The following is an 18,451-nucleotide window of genomic DNA, read 5'->3' on the forward strand; positions in this document are numbered from 1 at the left end:
ATATATTTATATAACGTCGATAAATAGATAGGGTTTTAGCCGTTAATTATAACCCGCATTAATTAAGATATTATTTCATATACTATAAAAATATCGCCCAGCGTTTCATTTCCATGTTTTTCATAAATGAGCCGGAAATTTTAATTAGGCTTATTGTCTCTGTAAAAAGCATATTTTAATAAAAACAAATCTTACGGCCTTTAAACTATTTTTAACCATGGAATCCCTCGACAAACGCCACTCCGAGCAGTTTCTTCAGCAGCACCTGCAGCGCGTCATCACTTTGCTGGAAAAACAGCATCGGGAAGAATCATTGGTGCAAAAAGGCCCCGCAAGCCGGCAGGCGTTGGTCGAGATCGCCCGGCACAAGCAGCAGCAGGCCCTTTTACAGGAAGCGTTTGCCCAGCTTCATCCAGCCGATATCGCCTATATTCTTGAGTCGCTGCCGCTGGATCAGCGCCGTACAGCCTGGAACGCTATCAGAACCGATATTGACGGGCAGGTGCTGCTGGAAGTCTCCGATGCGGTGCGGCAAACGCTGATTGCCGACATGGGGCCTGAAGAGCTGGCCGTCGTCGCCGGCAAGCTGGAAAGCGACGAGATCGCGGACCTGGCTGCCGACCTGCCTCAAAATACCATACAGCGCATTCTGAAGTCCCTTAATCGCAAAAAACGCAAGGATCTGGATGCGGTTCTGGCCTGCCGGGAAGATCAAGTCGGCTCGCGCATGGATTTTGGCACAATCAAGATCCGGGACGACCTGACCCTGAAAGCCATAGCCGACTATATCCGCAAGCGCAGCAAACTGCCGGGCCATACCGACAAATTGTTCGTCGTGGACCAAAGCAATAAAATAAAAGGCGTTTTGCCGCTGCAGCGATTGTTGACCCATCCGCCCAGCCAGCAAGTAGCGGACATTATGGTGACTGATTTTATCGCTTTTTCAGTCGATCAAAATCTCACCGAAGCCGCCCGGGCTTTCGAACGTTACGACCTTATCTCGGCGCCGGTCGTCGACCATGAAGACCGATTGCTGGGCCGGCTTTGCGTCGACAGCATCGTCGATTATATCCGCGAGGAAACGGACGAAGACCTGCTGATTCAGGCCGGCGTCGAGGAAGAGGAGGATATATTTTCCAGTGTCTGGAAGAGCGCCAAAAACCGCTGGGGCTGGCTGCTGATCAATATCGCCACGGCCTTTGCCGCAACGCGCATCATCGGCCTATTCGAAGACACGATTCTGCATCTGGTGGCGCTGGCCTCGCTGATGCCGATCATCGCCTCGACGGGCGGCAATACCGGCAACCAGACCAGCATGCTGATCATCCGCTCGCTGGCGCTTGGGCAGATTACCCGGGCCAATGTCCGTCACCTGATCATGAAGGAACTGAGCCTCGCCATCCTGAACGGCACGCTGCTGGGCAGCCTGGTCGGCGGGCTGGTCTGGCTGTTCTATCAGAATCAGGACCTTGCCCTGGTCATGGGCCTCGCCATGTTCATCAACCTGCAAGTCGCCGTCTTCGTCGGCCTCGGCATCCCTTTGCTGCGCCACAAGTTCGATAAGGATCCCGCGGTCGGCACCAGCGTCATGCTTACTTTCATCACCGATGCCATGGGTTTTTTTATTTTTCTGGGACTGGCCAGCGCGTTTTTGCTGGACCGGTCTTGAGGCGGACTCCCAGCGATTCCAAAGTCGCCTTTGTTATTTCTATACTTTTCCGACCAGATCGGCGACCACGTCATGCAGGCCGCCGGTCACGGCGGCCAGAAACCCGTAATCCAGGCGTTCGATGGTATCCTTGGACTTATGGTAATAAGGATAGCGCAACGGGGCTGTATCCGTGACCATGATCGCCGGATAGTCCTCCTTCCAGAAGGACCAGTGGTCCGAACTCCAGGCGCCGGGAAAATTGGACGGCAGCGTGAACGTTTCGCAAGGAACCGGCGAATTTCGCCGGAACGACTGCGCGGCGTCAGCAAGGAGTTCACGCGAACGGCGATTGCCGACCAGCGCGATGAAATTGCCGCGGGCCGGTGCCAGCAGTCCGAACAGCGACAGATGCTGGCTACCGAACTTTTCGGACCGGTAGGCGATTGTTTCAAGGCAGATCATCCCGACCACGCTCTCGCCGCGCTCGCGGCAGCGCGCGGCGTACACCCGGCTGCCCATCTGCCGGGTCCGCAGGAACGGTTTCTCTTCATTGGTGAAGGCGACAAAGCGCAGCGTACGGCCGATCGTCTCATGCGCGAACGCACGGGCCAGCGCGAGCAGCGCGGCGATGCCGGAACCGTTGTCGTTAGCCCCCGGTGATCGGCGATGCGTATCATAGTGCGCCCCCACAATAATCACCTCTTCCGGAGCAATAATGCCGCGCACTTCGACTTCGATATTGGCGAACAACCTCCCTTTCGCCTCGTACTCCTGCCGCGCGGGAGTATAGCCCGCTTCGCGCAGCCATTGTTCAATGAGTCCTGCGGCCTCAACCAGCTGCGGATAATGGTAGACGTTGCGCGCACCGATATCACGGGCCAGCCGCCCGATGTCTTCGCGCAGTCTTACAATGTACGGATCTGATGCCGTCATGTCAGAAGTCCCTCCTAGTGAAGTACAGTGCGCCCATTGGCAATCAATGCTCGGCGCCCTATGAATGCTTGTTCTCCCAATAATAAGAGCGTCTACCGAGTTTAATGAAAGTTTTTAAATCCCACGGTAGCCCGAAGTGATCGGATAGCGCCTATCGCGGCCGAACGCTCTGGGCGTGATTCGGATGCAGGGCGGCGACTGCCGGCGTTTGTACTCGTTTCTGTCGACCAGGCGTATGGCCCTCTCGACATCCTCGCGCCTGAAACCGGCCGCGACAATCTCTTCAGCCGACTGATCCTGTTCCACGTACCGCTCCAGTATCGGGTCCAGCACGTTATACGGCGGCAGGGAATCTTCATCGATCTGATCGGGCGCCAGCTCGGCCGACGGCGGCCGGGTGAGCACGCGCTCCGGAATCACTTTAGACAGCGAATTGCGATAGTGCGCCAGCTCGTAGACCAGCAATTTCGGCACATCCTTGATCGGCGCAAAGCCGCCGGCCATATCGCCGTACAAGGTCGCATAGCCGACGCTCATTTCGCTTTTATTGCCGGTCGTCAGCAGCAGTTTGCCCGACTTGTTGGACATCGCCATCAGAATCACGCCGCGGCAGCGCGCCTGGATGTTCTCTTCGGTCGTGTCCTTGGCCGTGCCGGCGAACACACCGGCCAGCATGTCCGTGAAGGCGCTGACGGCCGGCTCTATCGGGATCGTATGGTATTTGACGCCCAAAGCTTCAGCCTCCAGCGCCGCATCTTCAAGGCTCATGGCCTGCGTATAGCGCGACGGCATCAGCACGGCTTCCACTTTGTCGGCCCCCAGCGCATCGACGGCCAAAGCCAGCACCAGCGCCGAATCGATGCCGCCTGACAAGCCCAGGATGGCGCCCTGAAAGCCGTTCTTCGCGACATAATCCTTGATACCCAGCACCAGGGCCCGGTATTCGCTGGAGACCTCGTTGTACAGCGGCGCGCAAGTGCTTTTCATCGGTCTGTTGCCTTCAAATTCGACCACACTAACCTGCTCGCTGAACTCCTCGGCCCGGAATACGACTTCGCCGCTGCTGTCGACCACAAACGAAGCACCGTCGAAGATCAGTTCATCCTGTCCGCCGACCTGGTTGACATAGGCCAGCGGCAGCTGCAGCGCCTTAACCTGATTGACGATGATGTCTTCGCGCTCATGGATCTTGCCGGCATGGAAAGGCGAGGCATTCAGGGTCAGGACCAGTTCGGCGCCGGCGTCTCTGTTCCGGGCCAGAATGCCGGGATGCCAGATGTCTTCGCAAATTGTGATGCCGATCGTGATGCCTTTTAACGTAAACAGAGCGGTCTGATCGCCTTCGAAGAAATAGCGCTTTTCATCGAACACGCCGTAGTTGGGCAGGGCATTCTTTCGGTAGCGGACCAGAACGGCGCCATCGCGCAGCACGGCCGCGCTGTTGTAGAGCTTGCCCTGATAGTTGTCGGGAAAGCCCAGCACGACATCGATGCCAGCCACTTGCGCGGCAATGCGCTCGACCGCGCGGGCCGCATGCGCGATAAAATCCGGCCGCAGCAACAGATCCTCGGGCGGGTAACCGGTCACGGACAGCTCGGGAAAGACGATCAGGTCGGCCTGCAGCCGGTCCCGGGCATGAATGGCCGTTTCGATAATCTTGGCGGCATTGGCATCGATACCGCCGACCAGTGGGTTGATTTGAGCAAGCGCTATTTTTAAAGACATGTATGGATTAACAATAACTGAGGTTGAATATTTGGCTGCAAAAACGGAAGATATCTGTAGACGTACAAAATCCGGCCTATAGACTGATCATAACAAAACCTTATTTGGCAATGACACCGGTTTCTGATTTAACCTCCTGATGCACCGGCACACGCCTTTGCAATGCAATCAGAAACAATCCGCCTCCGCCGGCAGCCAGCAGATGTTTGAGCGAATGCCCGCTGAAAAAGCGCAGGTGCTCGTAGATAAAGGTATCGCCCGTTTCCGCCAGTTTGGCCGCAACATAGACGCCGACGATGCCCCACAAATAACCCTTGCCGGAAAGCCGCGGCTGACAGAAGATCAGCATGACCGGAATCAGCAGCATGGGCAGAAACTGAACCAAGCCGTAAAAGCGCAAATCGCCGAGTCCCTGCCGTTCGCTCCAATGCCAGTAAATTACCGATGCCATGCCAATCAGAACCAGCGGATAGAGCAGCCGCCTGCCCCATTCAATGGATAGGAATTCGCCGACGATGGCTGAAAACAGCGCCATAAAAGCTATCGTCATCGGCAGCCTGTCCCAGACCAGCGTCCCGTTGTCAGGATTTAAGTGGTAATAGCCCGATCCCAAACCGGTCAGGCCGACGCCAATGAAAAACATCAAATAAGCCGGACGCAATTGCGGCAAGCCGCCCTCAAGCCGGCTAACCGTGACCCGCCGTATGCCCATCAAACCGACGATCAAAAAAGGCAGGCTGGTCATGACATTCCAGAAGTTGGGAATGCCCAGAATCTGCTTCCGATCGCCGAAATCATGATAATTCAGATCCTGCGGTATCTTCGGCACCAGCATGAACACCGCAATCAACACGATAATAGTGAACAGAACGATAAAGTTTCGGACCGATCGGCTCATAAGCTGTCCTTCGCGTATTGCACTACCTATTGTCCATCAGGCCGTTATTGCAAACAGCGCTGCATCGCCACGCCGATATCGGCCGGCGAATTGACGACTTCAATGCCGGCCGCCTTAAGCGCGGCGATTTTGCCTGCGGCCGTGCCCTTGCCGCCCGTGATGATGGCGCCGGCGTGGCCCATGCGCTTGCCGGGCGGCGCTGTCTGCCCCGCGATATAGGATACGACCGGCTTGGTGACATGGGCCTTGATATAATCAGCCGCATCCTCTTCCTCGCCGCCGCCGATCTCCCCGACCATGACGATGCCGCGGGTCTGATCGTCCTGCTGGAAACGGCTGAGCACGTCGATAAAGTTCATGCCGTGAATGGGATCGCCGCCTATGCCGACACAGGTGCTCTGCCCCAGCCCCTGTTTGGTCGTCTGGTTGACGGCCTCATAAGTCAGGGTGCCGGAGCGCGAGACGATGCCGATGGCGCCCGGCAGATGGATATGGCCCGGCATGATGCCGATCTTGCATTGGCCCGGCGTAATGACGCCCGGACAATTCGGCCCGATCAGCAAGGCATCGGTGCCGGCCATGGCGGCCTTGACGCGCAGCATATGCAATACCGGAATGCCTTCCGTGATGCAGACGATGATCCTGATGCCGGCATCGACGGCTTCCAGAATAGCGTCGGCCGCGTAAAAAGGCGGCACATAGATCATGGTTGCATCGGCGCCGGTCTGCCTGACGGCGTCCTCGACGGTATCGAAAACCGGCAGGCCCAGATGCGTATCGCCGCCGCGGCCCGGCGTCACGCCGCCCACCAGTTGCGTGCCGTACGCCAGCGTCTGTTCGGAATGGAACGTGCCCTGCTTGCCGGTAAAGCCCTGGCAAATCACTTTGGTATTTTTGTCGATCAAAATGCTCATGCGGCCTCCGCTAAGGCGACAACTTGCGCTGCGGCGGTCGCCAGGTCTGTTTCTGCAATCAAATTCAGGCCGGAATCGGCCAATAGCTGGCGCCCCGCCTCGGCATTGGTGCCTTCCAGCCGGACCACGACCGGCACCGTCACGTGCACCTCTTTAACCGCCGCCAGAATGCCGCGCGCGATAATGTCGCACTGCACGATGCCGCCGAAGATATTGATCAGTATGGCTTTCACCTTGTCGTCGGACAGTATCAGCTTGAACGCTTCGGCGACTCTTTCCGGCGTCGTGCCGCCGCCGACGTCGAGAAAATTGGCCGGTGCGCCGCCGTTCAGCTTCACCAGGTCCATCGTCGCCATAGCGAGACCGGCGCCATTGACCATGCAGCCGATAGTGCCGTCCAGCGTGATGTAATTGAGCCCGTATTGCTGCGCCTTGTTTTCTTTCCGGTCTTCCTGGCCCGGATCGCGCATGTCCAGAATGTCAGGGTGCATGGCGACGGCGTTGTCGTCGAAATTAATCTTGGCATCCAGCGCCAGCAACTGGCCCTGCTCGGTCAGTATCAGGGGATTGATTTCAATCTGGCTGGCGTCTTTAGCCAGCAACAGCTGATACATGCCGCGCATGATCGCTTCCAGCGCCTTGATCTGCTCGCCGGCCAGTTGCAGGGCGAAGGCGATTTTCCGGCACTGATAGCTTTGCAGGCCCGCTGCCGGATGGATTTGCAGCGAGATGATCCGCTCCGGCGTGTCTTTGGCGACGGCTTCGATATCCATGCCGCCGGCCGCCGAAGCGATGAACAGGATGCGGCTGCTGACGCGGTCGACCAGCGCGCTCAGGTAGAATTCGCTTTTGATCGGATAGATTTTCTCGATGAGCAGCCTCTCGACCGGCAAACCGGCACTATCGGTCTGCGCGGTTACAAGACGCTTGCCCAGCATATCGCGGCTGAAATCCAAGACCTCCTGATGGCTATGGGCCAATCTTACGCCGCCGGCCTTGCCGCGGCCGCCCGCATGCACCTGAGCCTTCACAACCCAGCCGCTGCCGCCCAGCTCTCTGGCAACCTGCCCGGCATGCTCGGGCGTATCGGCCTGATGGCCCTCCGGGACGGCGATGCCGTAATCCCTAAACAACCTTTTTGCCTGGTATTCATGAATGTTCATTTATCGCTCCTGGTTTGACCGGCAACGACCGGAGGGTATTTTCTCAAGCCTTTGCATCGATGCTATGATGGTTCAGTTCAATCCGATCCGCCAGTAAAACTGGGGAAATCTGCTATTCTAACCAAGTCCCTGCAAAACGCTATTGTTAAAACCACCCATGTCAGATAATACGCATGAGACCATTTTTCCCTGCCCGTTCTCCAAGGGCTACGGCATTCCCGCCAAGCAAGCCTGGCTGCTGCTGAAGGTTTTCCTGACTTACCGTTTTATTCTGGCCACGCTGTTTATCGTGTTATTTCAAGGCCAGATAGGGCCTTCTTCGCTGGGATCATACGACCGCCAACTCTATATTTACAGCAGCCAGAGCTATGTCATATTGTCTGCCGTCTCCAGCATCTGCATAGCCTGGCGGCTGACCGGCTATACGCTGCAGGCACAGCTGCTTATTTTTACCGACATCATCATTCTCACGCTGCTGATGCATGCCTGCGGCGGCATTAACAGCGGCATAGGCATACTGCTCGCCGTCTCCATCGCCTATGGCGGTTTGTTGATCGGCGGCCGCTGCGCGATGTATTTTGCCGCTGTCGCCAGCCTGGCCGTCCTGTCCGAACAGATTTATGCCGATCAGGCCGGCCTCTTTGAAAAAACGTCTTACATATACGCCGGGATGCTGGGAGCCTCATTCTTCACGATCGCCCTGTTGTCCTATGTGCTGGCGAAGCGCAGTGAACAGACGGTGCAACTGGCTCATCAGCAAAAACAGACCATCACGCAACTGGAAGAGTTGAACCATTACATTATCCAGCATCTGCAGTCGGGCATCATCATCGCCAACAAAAAACAGGCTATCCAGATGGCCAACGAAGCGGCCTTGCGGCTGGCCAATCTGCAAGCCATGCCGGCCACGCTGGCCGACATTTCGGAACAGCTATGGCTGGCTTTTCAGATCTGGCTCAACGAGCCTGAACAGGCAATTGCACAGCTGCAACTTCCGAACCGGTCCGAAATTCATATCCGTTTCATGCCGCTGCCAACGCAGCAGGAATGCCTGTACCTGATCATGTTTGAAGACATCGCGCTTTATAATCAGCGCCTGCAGCAAAGTAAACTGGCATCCCTGGGCCGGCTCACGGCCAGCATCGCCCATGAAATACGCAATCCGCTGGGCGCCATCAGCCATGCCGGACAATTGCTGTCGGAAAACCCTCAGTTATCGCCCCAGGACAAGCGCCTGACCGAAATCATTCAGACCCACGCAGGCCGCGTCAATCGCATTATCGAAGACATCCTGCAGCTTTCCAGGAGAAACGCGTCGAGGCGGAAAAAAATCCAGTTGAAGCCTTGGCTGATCGATTACCTGAACAATTTCATGCTCGATCAGGCTATCGCTGCCGACACCTTCAAGCTCTCTGTAAGCACTGAACCTTTATACGCCCTGATAGACCCCGATCACTTGAAGCAGATTCTGGACAACCTGTGCCTGAATGCTCTCCGATACGGCAAGCCGGAGCTGGGGAAAATCATGCTGCAGGCCCGCATCAGCGGACAGACGCCGTGCATAGAAATCATCGACAACGGCTCCGGTCTGTCTCCCGAGCAGATCTGTCATCTTTTTGAGCCCTTTTTCACGACTTCGTCCAGTGGCACCGGGCTGGGCCTTTATATCTCTCGGGAGCTGGCCGAACTCAACCAGGCAAAATTGAGCTATTATTTAACGGAAAAAAACCGGAGTTGCTTCAAACTCTGCCTGCCCGATGCGGAAAATAAGTTAATAGAAATATGAAAAAACCACTGACATTGATTGTCGATGATGAACCCGATATCTGCGAGTTACTGGAAATAACCCTTAACCGCATGGATATCCAGACGCACTGCGCCGACAATATCGGCAAAGCAAAAGCCCTGCTGCAACAGCATTCGTTCGATCTTTGCCTGACCGATATGAAGCTGCCCGACGGCAATGGCCTTGATCTGCTGGATCATATACACTCGAATTGCGCCCCGATGCCGGTTGCCGTTATTACCGCGCATGGCAATATGGATACGGCGATTCAGGCCATGAAGAAAGGCGCTTTTGATTTTGTCTCGAAACCGGTCGATTTATCGGCTCTCAGGCAAATGGTGAGTAGCGCGCTGAAACTTGCCAACGCCACGACATACCCCGCCAAAGACAGGCGAACCCGGCATCTATTGCTGGGCGAATCGCCGGTCATGCGCGCCATCCGCAGCAAAATAACCAAACTGGCGCTCAGCCAGGCTCCGGTTTATATCAGCGGCGAATCCGGCTCGGGCAAGGAACTGGTCGCCCGGCTCATCCATCAGCAGAGTTCGCGCAGCGACAAGCCTTTTGTGGCCATAAACTGCGGAGCCATTCCTCAAGAGTTGATGGAAAGCGAATTCTTCGGCCATAAAAAAGGCAGTTTTACCGGTGCGGTCAGCGATAAGAAGGGCCTGTTCCAGGCGGCCGAAGGCGGCACTTTATTCCTCGATGAAATCGCGGAACTGCCTCAATCCCTGCAGGTAAAACTGCTGCGCGCCATTCAGGAAAAAAGAATCCGCCCCGTCGGCGAACATCAGGAAATCCCCGTCGACGTCCGCCTGCTCAGCGCCACCTACCGCAACCTGGCCGACATGGTCCAGGCCGGCACGTTCAGGCAGGATTTGTACTACCGCATCAACGTCATCGACCTGTATGTGCCGCCCTTGCGGGAACGCGCCGTAGACATACCCATTCTCACCGACCACATATTGACGAAGCTCACTCAAGCTGGCGGCCTGAACAAACCGATAGTGTCGGCCTCGGCCCTGTCGGCACTGCAGCAATATCATTTCCCCGGCAATGTGCGCGAGCTTGAGAACATTCTGGAACGGGCTCTGGCCTTGTATGACGGCAAAAGTATCGAAATCGACGACCTGAACCTGCCGGTAGGCGCGCATGTCATCGCCGACTCGCCGGCTTATGACCCGGCTCAGGGGTCGCTGGAAGATTATCTGGAGCAAATCGAACGTAAGGCGATCGTCATCGCCCTGGAAGAAAACAAATGGAACAAGACGGCCGCCGCCAAACAGCTGGGGCTGTCTTTTCGATCCTTACGCTATCGCTTGAAGAAACTGGATCTGGATAATTAACCGGCAACAGAACCACTGCCGGTTAGCCCAGGCGGTGTTAAGCCTGATATTTATCCATGGATGCCAGCTTCGCCATTGCGTCTTTTATTTTCGCTTCGGCAGCGGCATCCAATTCATTATTCTTGTAAATTTTATCGAGCAAACCTTCCGCCACCAGCGCCTCTTTTACCCAACGCTTGGTAAAGCGGTAATTGCTGTGGGCTGAAACGACTTCTCCCGTAGCCGGATTGCGCACTTCGCCTTTGCCCGCCTCTGGCGCTGGAGCAGCAGGCTTCGCAGGAGCAGCTCTTCTGGCTGTAGCGGCAGGCCTTGCCGCCGCCCTTCTCGCCGCCGGCGCTTCTTTCTGGGGCGCCGCCGCGGCCTGTGGCTGCACTGCTACCACTTCCTGTTTTTCAGATTTTACCTGCGGCACTGTCGATTTAGCCGTAGCCCGCTGATCGTTTACAACCGCATAAACGACATAAGCCACGAAAATAGTAGTTAATACAAATAACACTTCAGCCATAACACCTCTCCACCTCTTAAGTTAATTTTTATTATTTTATTGCCCTGAAATAAGCGCAGCCTGTAGGCGGGCAAACCAAATCGCTAATTTCGGAATATACCAGAAGCCGGCGAGCAGGGTAAATACCAAATACGCATAAACGCGGGCTTTTCGGCACTTGTCGCTAACGCTGAACGACTTGCCAGCAAGCCTGGGCTTTGGCTAATTTGGGCAAATCCTCGCGCAAGCCCATGGCGTAATGGTTGAAATACGCTTTCACGACAGCCGTGTGGTTTACCCAGTTCATGCCAGCCGAACGCAGGCCGATAAAGGGCGGCGATGATACTTTATAGGTTTTGTTGAGCATATCCATGCTCGCCATCATCATCAGATTGTCGCCTTTACGCCAGCGTTCGTAGCGGAGTAAATAAGCGGAACCGGACAATGGCCGCCGCTGCTGTTTGGCTTCAATCACCAGCTCGGCAATCGCCGCCGCATCCAGCAGGCCGGCATTTGCGCCCTGTCCGGCCAACGGATGCATGGCATGGGCGGCATCGCCAACCAATGCGAGATGCCGGTCGGTATAACGGTTGGCATACTGAAATCGCAAAGAAACCGCGGCCCTGGGCCCGACCGCCAGCATTTTGCCCAGAATGCCGCCCGAGGCCTGTTCCAGCGCCTGGAGGAAATCGGCATCGTTCAGGGCCAGATACTTTTTTGCCGTTTTCGTGCTCAAAGTCCAGACAATCGAACTTTGGCCATTGTCCAGCGGCAGAAAAGCCAGCGGCCCTTCTTCCAGAAACCGCTGCCACGCCGTTGCCTGGTGGCTTTTTTCGGTCGTGACTGTGGCGACCAGCCCTTCCTGATCATAGTCCCAGCCGGTCACGTCTATGCCGGCCATCTTTCTCAACGCCGATTCGCGCCCGTCGGCGGCAATCACCAGCTCGGCTTCGAGGCGGCGGCCGTCTTCCAGCCTGATCAGCCGGCCGTTATCGGTCAGCTGCATGTCGGCGACTGCCGCCGGCGTTAGACAAGCAGCCGAGGGCAACGTATCGAGCACGTCCCATAAGGCCGCGACCGTCACCCTGTTTTCGGCCAGATGGCCCAGTTCATTGAATTCGGTATCGGCACAGTCAAAATGCAATTCGCCGTCGCCGCGCGCATCCCATACGCGCATATCCCGGTAGGCGCATACGCCGCGCTGCACCATGCCCGGCCAGGCGCCGAGCATTTCCAGAATATTCTGCGAGGCTTTCGTCAACGCCGAAACACGGTTATCGATCGGCTCTTTCGGCCAGTGCCGTTCCGGATTGTGCCTATCCAGCAGCGCCACGCTGACGCCGCCATGCGCCAGGGCACAGGCCGCCCCCGCACCCACCATGCCGCCGCCGACGACGATCACTTCATATCGTTCAGCCATAATTATCTCCTGCTGCCCAATCGCGGCATGCGGCCGACAAGCCCCATCGCCTGCCGGGCCAGCAGCGCTTTGGCCGCTGGGATATGATCGAGCAGCGTCAAGCCGATGTTTCTAACCAAGGCCAGGGCCAGCCATTCATTGGAGAAAATCCGCACGACATTGTCGGTAAAGCCGATAACAAGGTTGTGATCTTTTTGCCGGACCTTGGCGTAGCGATTTAAAAAATCGGCCGCGCCGATATCCTGGCCATCCCCATGCTGCTCGATAATCATTTCGGCCAGCGCCACGACATCGCGCAGCCCCAGGTTAAAGCCCTGCCCCGCCACCGGATGCAATTGATGAGCGGCATTGCCGATAATGACAGCCCGCCCTGAAACCATTTTTTCCGCACGTATCAGCGACAGCGGAAAAGTCCGCCTGGGGGCGGCTAAAGCAAGCTCGCCCAGCCTGTAACCGAAGCATTCCTGAAGCTCGCTCAGAAAGTCTTTCTCGCTGCCTGCCATCAACGCCTTCGCATCTTCATCGGTTCTTGTCCAGACTACGGCGCACTCGCTGTCACCGTCCGGCAGCAGAGCAAGCGGTCCGGAAGCCGTAAAGCGCTCATAGGCGGTATTGTTATGCGGCACGGAGGTTTTAACGGTAGTGACCAGCGCCGTCTGCCCATATTCAGTGGCTTTCTGGTCGATGTCCAACAGCTTGCGCACCGATGACTGGCCGCCATCGGCGCCGACCAGCAATTTAGCCGACAGGCTGAACGACTCATCGCCGTGTTTCAGGCTGACATGAATGGCATCCTCGCCGGACATCAAGCCGACAACGCGGGCCGGACAAATCAGCTCGATATTGGCCTCACTGGCAAGCCGGGCCACATGCGTTTCAATGTCGCGCGCCGAAATCACATACCCCAGCGCATCGACATTTTCCTGTTGCGCAGACAGCCGGGTCTTGCCGAAATGGCCGCGATCCGAGATATGAATGTTTTTTATCGCCGTGGCCGCCTGGCGTATGCCCTGCCAGATGCCCAGCGCTTCCAGCATTTTTACCGTGCCGCCGGCCAAGGCCAGCGCTCTGTCGCCGGCCGGGGAGGCATAGAGCTGTTCGCGCGTATTCGCTTCGATAATGGCCATGCGCAGGCCGGTATCTTTCAGCGCCAGCGCCAGACTGTTGCCGGCCAGACCGCCGCCTACAATGAGTAAATCATAATCCTGTCGCATCAGCCCGCCTGCATCAACGCTTCAATTTCTGCTATGGTTTTGGGCACGCCGGCCGTCAAAATCTCGTGTCCTTGCGCCGTGACCACCAGATCGTCCTCAATCCGGATGCCTATGCCGCGCCATTTCTCATCGACAGTTTCACAGTTCGCCGGTATGTACAGCCCCGGCTCTATGGTCAGCACCATGCCGGGCTCCAGCAACCGCCATTCCTTGTCGACCTTGTAGTCGCCCACGTCATGCACGTCCATGCCCAGCCAATGGCCTATCCGGTGCATATAGAACTGCTTGTACTTTTCGTTCTTGATCAGCGTGGGCACGCGGCCTTTCAGCAGTCCCAGAGATACGAGACCTTTCGTCAGCACCTCAACCGAGGCCTCGTGCGCCAGATGCCAGGGCACGCCGGGCTTGATCTGTTCGATAGCGGCCGCCTGCGCATCGAGAACCAGCTGGTAAAGCTGCTTCTGCGGCTCGCTGAAACGTCCCGAGACCGGGAATGTGCGGGTAATATCGGCCGCATAATGATCGCATTCGGCGCCGGCATCGATTAGCAGTAGATCGCCGCTTCTTAATTTATCCGAGTTTTCGGTATAGTGCAGCACGCAGGCGTTTCTGCCGCCGGCGACAATGGAGGGATAGGCCACCGCGCGTAGGCCGCCCTGAATGAAATGATAAATAAGTTCGGCTTCTATCTGATATTCATATAAACCAGGCTTGCAATTCTGCATGGCTTTGACATGGGCATGGGCGGATACTTCCGCCGCGCGGCGCATCAGCTTAAGTTCTTCAGGGCTTTTGAACAGGCGCATTTCGTGCAGTATATGCTCCAGCGAAACCAGTTCGCCCGGCGCTGTCACGCCGGTTCTTGATTGGCTGCGGATATGGTTGATCCATTCCAGCAACCGATGATCCAGATCCGAATCCCGGCCCATCGGATAGAACACCTTGCCTTTGTCTTCCAGCAGGCCCGGCAGGATCTCGCCCAGATCATCGATAGGGAAAGAATCGTCGGCCTCATAGTGCTGGGTAGCGCCTTCAAGCCCTGCGTGGGCGCCTTCCCACAACGCTTTGGTTTCGTCGTATTCGCGGCAGAACAAAATGTATTCACCCTGCTCGCGGCCAGGTATAAAGACAGCCAATGAATCGGGTTCATTGAAACCGGTCAGATAATAAAAATCGCTGTCCTGCCGAAACGGATAATCGACATCGCGGTTGCGGGTTCGAACCGGGGCGCTGCCTATCAGCGCGATATTGCCCTTGCCGATCCGCTGCATTAATTGCTTTCGTCTTTTTTTGAATTCGCTTTGCTTCATTTGCTTGTTCCACCGCCTAATGAACAGTGCCGTCGGTATTGATATTTAACTCATCCCGCAGTAATAAAACGGCGGATCTCAGGTATTCAGTAACTTCCATATAGGCATTCTCGTCTTCCTCGCCTTCGGCCTCTTCGTCCAGCTTGGTAAATTCCGTAATATCCTTCAATATTTCGGAAACATCGTTGGGCCAGCCTTTTGCGGTGTACACGGAACCAATGCCGAATAAAAATCCCTGGCACCAACGGCTCAATGCCTGAACACGCTCATACAGAAAAGCGTCATCGTCAGGCAGGAACAGGTCAAATTCAAACGCTTCACTGACCAGCAATGTCCGGGTCTGCTCGAATAACTTCACCAGAGCCGCCCTGTCTTCATCGCTCAAATCGGTATCGTCCTTAAACAGTTCCTTCAGCCAAGGAGCGCTCTCGGCCTGGCCATTGACGCACAATATGCCTGTCGCCATACCATGAGCCTCGGCAGCGGAAACATCCGCGTCGTTATGCTCTAATATCGTATTGATTACCTGGTAAACCATGACACCCACATAATAATTTCACTACTGCTAAAAAAAAAATACTGCTTATGCTACCATTGATCCCCGACTTGGATAACATTTGTTCTTCCTGGCTCCAGGGCGGCTGACTATGAGCAGTATTAGAACATATCGCCGATAATCCTAACTAAACACGCGGCTGATTATTTGCAATGATGTAGTTAACTACTATGACGAATTCAGAAACAACTCAATCCTTAGAATTAAAAGAGCTCGAAGATAAACTGGACAAGCTTATCGAACAATATAATTCGGTAAAAAACGAAAACAGTTCCCTTAAAATCAAGCAGGAGTCCCTGGTCCGGGAAAAAGCCAAACTGCTTGAAAAAACCGCCCTGGCCAGAACCCGGGTTGAAGCTATGATTACTCGTCTGAAAGCAATGGAGCAAGGTTCATGAAAAAAAATCCTCAACCGGTATCGCTTACTATCATGGGTAAAGATTATAGGATTGCCTGCGATCCTGATGAGAAGGACGATTTGATCCATTCAGCCCAGGAACTTGATCAAAAAATGCGCAAAATCAGGGATTCCGGACGAGTCAGCGGCGCGGACAGAATCGCCGTCATGGCAGCGCTCAACCTGGCGCACGAATTGCGTGTGATGAGAAACCAGAATGCCATGCTGACTCAGAGCCTCAATGAAAATCTGGCTAATATGCGTCATAAAATAGAAAACGTTTTAGAAAATCCTGAAATACAGTAAAATATTAGTTTGCATCTCCTGCAGCGTTCGAGAGTGTACTGGGTGTTTCCTGAACCTATTTTTACCCAGGGGGCAGATTACGGTGATGGTGTGCATGCCCGCTCTATACGGGAAGCCTGATTTACCGATCACGTCCCCACTTGAACCGTTGGTTCAAGGACGAAAGTGCATTACGGCTCAGGCGGGAGATGCCTTTTTCTTATAAAAATCCCCATGAATTACTGGCTAATGAAATCCGAACCGGATGCGTTCGGCATCAATGACCTGTGCAACAAGCCCGACCGGACCGAACACTGGGACGGGGTGCGTAATTACCAAGCCAGAAACATGATGCGCGATGAGATGAAACTCGGCGATCAGGTTTTCTTCTATCATTCCAACTGCGATGTGCCGGGCATTGTCGGCATTATGGAAGTGGTCCGCGAAGGCTATCCGGACTTTACCGCTTTCGCCCCCGATGACAAGCATTTCGACCCTAAAAGCGATCCGGCCCAGCCGCGCTGGTTCATGGTTGACGTCAGGCATGTCAGAACACTGTCCCGCACCATTACTCTCCAGGAATTAAAGCAAAAGCAGGAGTTGGCCGATCTTGCGCTGGTAAGACGTGGCAATCGCTTATCGATCATACCGGTCTCCAGACAGCAATGGGACTTTATATGTTCGCTGGAATAACCGGCAGTGACGACACAGGGTGGCCACTGACCGCCCGTGCTAGCTATACCTCGATAACAGCGCCATCCGATTGTTTGTTTTTCACCTCGCTGCCCCCCGAGAACAGGCGATAGGCGGGATTATCGGTTTCCTCCTGATAAGCAAAACCCAGCCCATCAAGGCATTGCTGGAATTCCTTGCGCTCTGCTTTCGGCATCTGCACGCCCATCAGGACTTTGCCGAATGCGGCGCCATGATTGCGGTAATGGAACAGGCTGATATTCCAGCGTCCGCCCAGCGCCGTCAGGAAATTCAATAGCGCGCCGGGCCTTTCCGGAAACTCCAGGCTGTAAATAACCTCATTCAGTTCACGCGGCGCATGGCCTCCCACCATATAACGCACGTGCTCTTTAGCCAGATCATTGGTGGTCATATCGGTAACCGAAAAGCCCTGATCCTGTAATTGCAGAATTAAATCGGCCCGATCCGATTCAAGCCCGCTGCTGGAAATGCCGACAAAAACCTGGGCCAGCTTGGGATCGAAATAACGGTAATTGAACTCGGTAATGCTGCGTCCGCCCAGCATGCGGCAGAATCGCAAAAAGCTGCCCGGCGTTTCGGGGATGCTGACGGCCAGCAGGATCTCGCGATGCTCGCCGACCTGGGCGCGCTCGGCCACATAGCGCAGCCGGTCGAAATTCATATTGGCGCCGCTGTCGATGGCGACCAGCGTTTGCCCGGTTATCTTCTCGCGCTCGACATATTTCTTCAGGCCGGCAATGCCCAAGGCGCCGGCAGGTTCGGCAACCGAGCGCGTATCGTCAAAAATATCCTTGATCGCGGCGCAGATTTCATCGGTATTGACGGTCACGACTTCATCAACATAATTTTGCGCCAGGCGGAAAGGTTCTTCGCCGATCTGCTTGACCGCCACGCCATCGGCAAACAGGCCGACCTGTTTAATGGTGACCCTGCGCTTCGCTTTCAGAGCCCGGTTCAGGCAATCAGAATCATCGGGCTCCACGCCGATGACCTTGATCTCCGGCCGCACAAATTTGACATAAGCCGCGACACCGGCAATCAAGCCGCCGCCGCCGACCGGCACAAAGATCGCATCCAGGCCGTTGGTCTGCTGCCGGAGGATTTCCATGGCTACCGTACCCTGCCCGGCGATGACGTCGGGATCGTCATAGGGATGGATGAACACCATGTCTTTTTGTTCGGCCAATTCCCTGGCATGCGCATACGCCTCATCATAGGCATCGCCGAACAGCACCGCTTTGGCGCCTCTGGCTTTCACGGACTGGACTTTAATTTCGGGCGTGGTTTTCGGCATCACGATCAATGCCTTGATGCCCAATCTTTTGGCCGCCAGAGCGACGCCCTGGGCGTGATTGCCGGCTGAAGCGGCGATCACGCCATGCGCCCGCTCCTGCTCGTTCAGCAAGGCCATTTTGTTGTAGGCGCCGCGCAGTTTAAACGAGAACACCGGCTGCAGGTCTTCGCGTTTCAAATAGACGTTGTTGCCCAGGCGCTCCGACAGCGAGGATGCGAAATCCAGAGGCGTTTCTATGGCAACATCGTAAACTTTGGCGCGTAATATTTTTTCTATGTATTTTATCGGCATGTTTGAAAATGGGCTGATGTCTTCTTTATCCTGGCTATTATTCCACATTATTTCCTTAAGCTGCTCTGGT

Annotated in this window: 17 protein-coding genes and 1 other RNA gene; 7 read left to right on the forward strand and 11 right to left on the reverse strand. The window is 55.5% G+C overall.

What is annotated here, in order from left to right; translation table 11 throughout:
• Nucleotides 1-217: 217 nt before the first annotated feature.
• The gene (mgtE, locus tag V2P20_RS16185; protein WP_331820096.1) at nucleotides 218-1,669 is read left to right on the forward strand and encodes a magnesium transporter; all 1,452 of its coding nucleotides are present in this window, start codon (nucleotides 218-220) and stop codon (nucleotides 1,667-1,669) included.
• A gap of 39 nt (nucleotides 1,670-1,708) precedes the next feature.
• Here mgtE and V2P20_RS16190 read toward each other — a convergent pair whose 3' ends face one another.
• The 5 genes from V2P20_RS16190 to sucC all read right to left on the reverse strand — a co-directional run bounded on the left by V2P20_RS16190 (nucleotide 1,709) and on the right by sucC (nucleotide 7,284).
• Nucleotides 1,709-2,584, reverse strand: coding sequence for a M28 family peptidase (locus tag V2P20_RS16190; RefSeq protein ID WP_331820098.1), 876 nt, complete (start codon nucleotides 2,582-2,584; stop codon nucleotides 1,709-1,711).
• Between the two features lie 114 nt (nucleotides 2,585-2,698).
• Nucleotides 2,699-4,309, reverse strand: a complete 1,611-nt coding sequence (locus tag V2P20_RS16195; protein WP_331820100.1) for an NAD+ synthase — start codon at nucleotides 4,307-4,309, stop codon at nucleotides 2,699-2,701.
• A gap of 100 nt (nucleotides 4,310-4,409) precedes the next feature.
• On the reverse strand, nucleotides 4,410-5,207 hold the full coding sequence (locus tag V2P20_RS16200; RefSeq protein WP_331820102.1) for a ceramidase domain-containing protein: 798 nt from the start codon (nucleotides 5,205-5,207) through the stop codon (nucleotides 4,410-4,412).
• Between the two features lie 44 nt (nucleotides 5,208-5,251).
• Nucleotides 5,252-6,121: a succinate--CoA ligase subunit alpha gene (sucD, locus tag V2P20_RS16205; RefSeq protein WP_331820103.1), complete on the reverse strand. Its 870-nt coding sequence runs from the start codon at nucleotides 6,119-6,121 to the stop codon at nucleotides 5,252-5,254.
• The gene (sucC, locus tag V2P20_RS16210) at nucleotides 6,118-7,284 is read right to left on the reverse strand and encodes an ADP-forming succinate--CoA ligase subunit beta (RefSeq protein ID WP_331820105.1); all 1,167 of its coding nucleotides are present in this window, start codon (nucleotides 7,282-7,284) and stop codon (nucleotides 6,118-6,120) included. The genes sucD and sucC overlap by 4 nt, the downstream gene beginning before the upstream one ends.
• 157 nt (nucleotides 7,285-7,441) lie before the next feature.
• On the opposite strand from sucC, the gene V2P20_RS16215 reads away from it, so the two are divergent.
• The gene (locus tag V2P20_RS16215) at nucleotides 7,442-9,070 is read left to right on the forward strand and encodes a HAMP domain-containing sensor histidine kinase (RefSeq protein ID WP_331820107.1); all 1,629 of its coding nucleotides are present in this window, start codon (nucleotides 7,442-7,444) and stop codon (nucleotides 9,068-9,070) included.
• Complete coding sequence (locus V2P20_RS16220) at nucleotides 9,067-10,416, forward strand: sigma-54 dependent transcriptional regulator (RefSeq protein WP_331820109.1); 1,350 nt, start codon at nucleotides 9,067-9,069, stop codon at nucleotides 10,414-10,416. The genes V2P20_RS16215 and V2P20_RS16220 overlap by 4 nt, the downstream gene beginning before the upstream one ends.
• A gap of 37 nt (nucleotides 10,417-10,453) precedes the next feature.
• On the opposite strand, the gene V2P20_RS16225 is transcribed toward V2P20_RS16220, so the two are convergent.
• The 5 genes from V2P20_RS16225 to V2P20_RS16245 form a co-directional block, all read right to left on the reverse strand.
• Nucleotides 10,454-10,921 (reverse strand): hypothetical protein, encoded by a 468-nt coding sequence (locus V2P20_RS16225; protein WP_331820111.1) that lies wholly within the window; start codon nucleotides 10,919-10,921, stop codon nucleotides 10,454-10,456.
• A 163-nt stretch (nucleotides 10,922-11,084) separates the two neighbouring features.
• The gene (locus tag V2P20_RS16230; protein ID WP_331820112.1) at nucleotides 11,085-12,320 is read right to left on the reverse strand and encodes a UbiH/UbiF/VisC/COQ6 family ubiquinone biosynthesis hydroxylase; all 1,236 of its coding nucleotides are present in this window, start codon (nucleotides 12,318-12,320) and stop codon (nucleotides 11,085-11,087) included.
• 2 nt (nucleotides 12,321-12,322) lie between these two features.
• Nucleotides 12,323-13,534 carry a 2-octaprenyl-6-methoxyphenyl hydroxylase gene (ubiH, locus tag V2P20_RS16235; protein ID WP_331820114.1) on the reverse strand — a complete coding sequence of 404 codons (1,212 nt, stop codon included), beginning with the start codon at nucleotides 13,532-13,534 and terminating at the stop codon, nucleotides 12,323-12,325.
• Entirely contained in the window at nucleotides 13,534-14,844 is a 1,311-nt protein-coding gene (gene pepP / locus V2P20_RS16240; protein ID WP_331820116.1) for a Xaa-Pro aminopeptidase, read from the reverse strand. The genes ubiH and pepP overlap by 1 nt, the downstream gene beginning before the upstream one ends.
• 16 nt (nucleotides 14,845-14,860) lie before the next feature.
• Complete coding sequence (locus V2P20_RS16245; protein ID WP_331820118.1) at nucleotides 14,861-15,382, reverse strand: UPF0149 family protein; 522 nt, start codon at nucleotides 15,380-15,382, stop codon at nucleotides 14,861-14,863.
• Between the two features lie 188 nt (nucleotides 15,383-15,570).
• On the opposite strand from V2P20_RS16245, the gene V2P20_RS16250 reads away from it, so the two are divergent.
• From V2P20_RS16250 to V2P20_RS16265, 4 genes are all read left to right on the forward strand, one after another.
• Nucleotides 15,571-15,798, forward strand: coding sequence for a TIGR02449 family protein (locus V2P20_RS16250; protein ID WP_194968158.1), 228 nt, complete (start codon nucleotides 15,571-15,573; stop codon nucleotides 15,796-15,798).
• Nucleotides 15,795-16,103: a cell division protein ZapA gene (locus tag V2P20_RS16255; RefSeq protein ID WP_268119280.1), complete on the forward strand. Its 309-nt coding sequence runs from the start codon at nucleotides 15,795-15,797 to the stop codon at nucleotides 16,101-16,103. The genes V2P20_RS16250 and V2P20_RS16255 overlap by 4 nt, the downstream gene beginning before the upstream one ends.
• A gap of 12 nt (nucleotides 16,104-16,115) precedes the next feature.
• Nucleotides 16,116-16,295: non-coding RNA, 6S RNA (gene ssrS / locus V2P20_RS16260), on the forward strand.
• A 21-nt stretch (nucleotides 16,296-16,316) separates the two neighbouring features.
• Nucleotides 16,317-16,775: an EVE domain-containing protein gene (locus V2P20_RS16265; protein WP_331820120.1), complete on the forward strand. Its 459-nt coding sequence runs from the start codon at nucleotides 16,317-16,319 to the stop codon at nucleotides 16,773-16,775.
• A 43-nt stretch (nucleotides 16,776-16,818) separates the two neighbouring features.
• Here the strand turns inward: V2P20_RS16265 and ilvA are convergent, their stop codons facing one another.
• Nucleotides 16,819-18,429, reverse strand: a complete 1,611-nt coding sequence (gene ilvA / locus V2P20_RS16270; protein ID WP_331820122.1) for a threonine ammonia-lyase, biosynthetic — start codon at nucleotides 18,427-18,429, stop codon at nucleotides 16,819-16,821.
• Between the last annotated feature and the right edge of the window lie 22 nt (nucleotides 18,430-18,451).

Origin of the sequence: Methylobacter sp. Wu1 (genome assembly GCF_036553575.1) — a bacterium.
GTDB lineage: Bacteria > Pseudomonadota > Gammaproteobacteria > Methylococcales > Methylomonadaceae > Methylobacter.